Source organism: Okeania sp. SIO2F4 (genome assembly GCF_010672385.1).
GTDB lineage: Bacteria > Cyanobacteriota > Cyanobacteriia > Cyanobacteriales > Microcoleaceae > Trichodesmium.
The window spans coordinates 1-2,870 of sequence record NZ_JAAHGT010001106.1 but is presented as its reverse complement, the minus strand read 5'-3'; the positions used below and the strand labels follow the sequence as shown (position 1 = coordinate 2,870).

2 protein-coding genes are annotated in these 2,870 nt (G+C 37.9%); both read left to right on the top strand.

Going from position 1 to position 2,870, the window contains the following annotated elements:
• Positions 1 to 157: DUF423 domain-containing protein (locus tag F6K22_RS37600; protein WP_293109906.1), on the top strand; the 157-nt coding region annotated here is incomplete at its 5' end.
• Between the two features lie 157 nt (positions 158 to 314).
• Positions 315 to 2,405, top strand: coding sequence for a serine/threonine-protein kinase (locus F6K22_RS37595; RefSeq protein ID WP_293109905.1), 2,091 nt, complete (start codon positions 315 to 317; stop codon positions 2,403 to 2,405).
• The last annotated feature ends 465 nt before the right edge of the window (positions 2,406 to 2,870 follow it).

The following is a 2,870-nucleotide window of genomic DNA, read 5'->3' as shown; positions in this document are numbered from 1 at the left end:
TGCCTTTATTGCCGGAATAGCAATTTTTTCTGGTAGTTTATATGCTCTGAGTCTAACCGGGATAAAATGGTTAGGAGCCATTACACCCATAGGCGGAGTAGCATTTATAATAGGATGGAGTTGTATGGCGATCGCTGGTTGGAACTTAAAATTATAAAAAGTATAGATTGTTTTGACTATCTCTATAAAAATACTTATATTAAACTCAAAAAATCTGCAAAAATGAATAATATTATAGTAAGAGTGTGAAATTGAACCACTTCAAGCTATAGTGTAATAAAGCAAAGCTATACAAATCTGGGTATCTGGCTTCTGTGAGTTACTGCCTTAATCCCAATTGCCCCAACCCCTCCGATCCATTAAATGCTGGTAAACGTACCTGTTGCCAATGTGGCTCACAATTGCTGGTGCAAAATCGGTATCGTATTATCCAACCTCTTGGGGGAGGAGGTTTTGGCAAAACTTATCTTGTAGAAGATCAAGGGGTAAAAAAAGTTCTCAAAGTATTACTGAAAAGTCATCCGAAAGCTATCTCTCTGTTTCAACAGGAAGCACAGGTACTTATCAGTTTACGAAATCCTGGGATTCCTAAAATAGAAGACGATGGTTATTTTACATTCTTCCCAGCAGACAGTGAAGATCCTCTACACTGTCTGGTAATGGAGTTTATCGACGGCTCAAATTTGATGGATTGGATGAAAAGTCGTCGCCATAGGCCAATAAATCAAACTCAAGCAGTGGATTGGCTAACACAATTATCGGAAATATTGGACAAAGTTCATCAGCAAAATTATTTCCATAGAGATATTAAGCCCCACAATATTATGCGGAGGAAAAATGGCCAATTGGTGTTGATAGACTTTGGCACTGTGAGAGAGGTATCTGATACCTACTTGGTGAAAGTAGGTCAAGGCCAAAATGTTACAGGCATTGTCTCACCCGGATATACTGCTCCAGAGCAAACTAATGGTAAAGCTGTACCTCAATCAGATTTTTTTGCTTTAGGACGTACTTTTGTATACTTATTAACAGGTAAACCCCCAACAGCTTTTCCAGAAAATCCACGCTCTGGAAAACTTCAATGGCACAAATATGCTACTCAAATATCAACAGAATTTAAAGATGTCATAGATTATTTAATGGCACCTTTTCCCGGTAATAGACCTCAAAATCCAATGATGATTTTGCAGTGTCTGGCAGACCTAGAAACAGAAAATAGTCCAGGAAATGATACTCGAATTTCTTCTCCTGCTCAACCAGGTCGTTCAACTAGGGAAAATACAAAACTACCAACAGAAAAAACTCACACTAGGCATAAAGTTAAGACAAAACTAAAAACAAAAACAAGTACAAAGATATCTGGTAATAAATCAAAAATTAAGTCAAGAATTAAATTTATAAATAACCTAATAGTAGGGTTGACAATGTTGCTATTAGCAGTGGCAACTTCTCAGTTTTATGGCTTTTGGCGCTACGGAATATTTCCTAGTCATCCAGTTTTTTTGTTGCGAGGTTTAAACAGTAGTCGATTTTTAGAAAAAACCTTAAATGGTTATCTCGGGGAAGTAAATGCGCTAGCCCTGACACCAGATGGTCAAACTTTAGCTAGTGGCAGCTTAAGTACCATCAAAATTTGGAACCTCAGGACTGGGGAACTAAGAAATAATATTGAAAATGCTCATGCAAATCGAGTAACTACTCTGGCAATAAGTCCTAATGGTGAAATATTGGTAAGTGGCAGTGCAGATCAAACAATCAAAATATGGGATCTTACAACTGGTAAACTATCAAAAGATATTCCAGGTCATGATGGTCAAGTAAATGCAGTTGCCATTAGTCCTGATGGACAGACATTAGCAAGTGTTGGGAGCGATCGACTAATGAAGTTGTGGAACCTCACAACAGGTAGTCGAATACTTACTCGCATACCAGATAAGGAATATGGAGTAAATACTCTAGCTTTTAGCCGGGATGGGACGATTTTAATTAGCGGTAGTGAAGATGGTACTATTAGACTGTGGAATCTGAGTACAGGTATTCGCAGACAAACTTTAGAAGGACATACCAAGGCAGTTAATGCTATCGCCATCAGTCCAAATAATCAAACCTTAGCTAGTGGGAGTAACGATGGAACCATTAGAGTCTGGGATTTATATACAGGAGAAGAGGAAAGTATAATTACACCAAGTACAAGTGCAGTTAAAGCTGTGGTTTTCAGTGCTGATAGCCAAACAATAGTTAGTGGTAGTGACAATATTACTATTTGGAATACAATTACTGAAGAAAAATTAGAGACATTTTTTGGTCATACGGAACAAATAAGTTGTCTTGCTATTACTCCCGATGGGAAAACCTTAGTGAGTGGCAGTGTAGATCAAACTATCAAAGTTTGGCGAATGCCTTGAATCAGTTATCAGTTATCAGTTATCAGTTATCAGCTATAAGTTATCAGTTATCAGCTATAAGTTCACAGTACCTCCTACTTCAGTAGGAGGCTTGAAATACTTAATTTTCTTTTTTCTTGGTCGAGCTGATTAAATCTAAAAGCCTTTGTATGTAAATGCTTTAGCCTTTTTTGGCACAAAAAAGTGCTAGCTTTTAGATCCCTTAAGCTCACACAGGTAAGGATTTTGAGTAGACAAGGGCGGAAAAATTGAGAGACAATTCTTCAGACTACATCCTCTGTAATTCGCATTTTTCCTGTACGTCGCCAATCCGACGGCTCCCCTACCTGACTCCTACCCCTCACGGGGTGACAAGCACCCCGAAACTACTACTAGATAAAGATTTCAATAACTATACCTCTGTATAAAATATTGATTTTTCGTGTTTGATAATGATAATTCTTTTTAAAGAAGGGATGGGTTGGC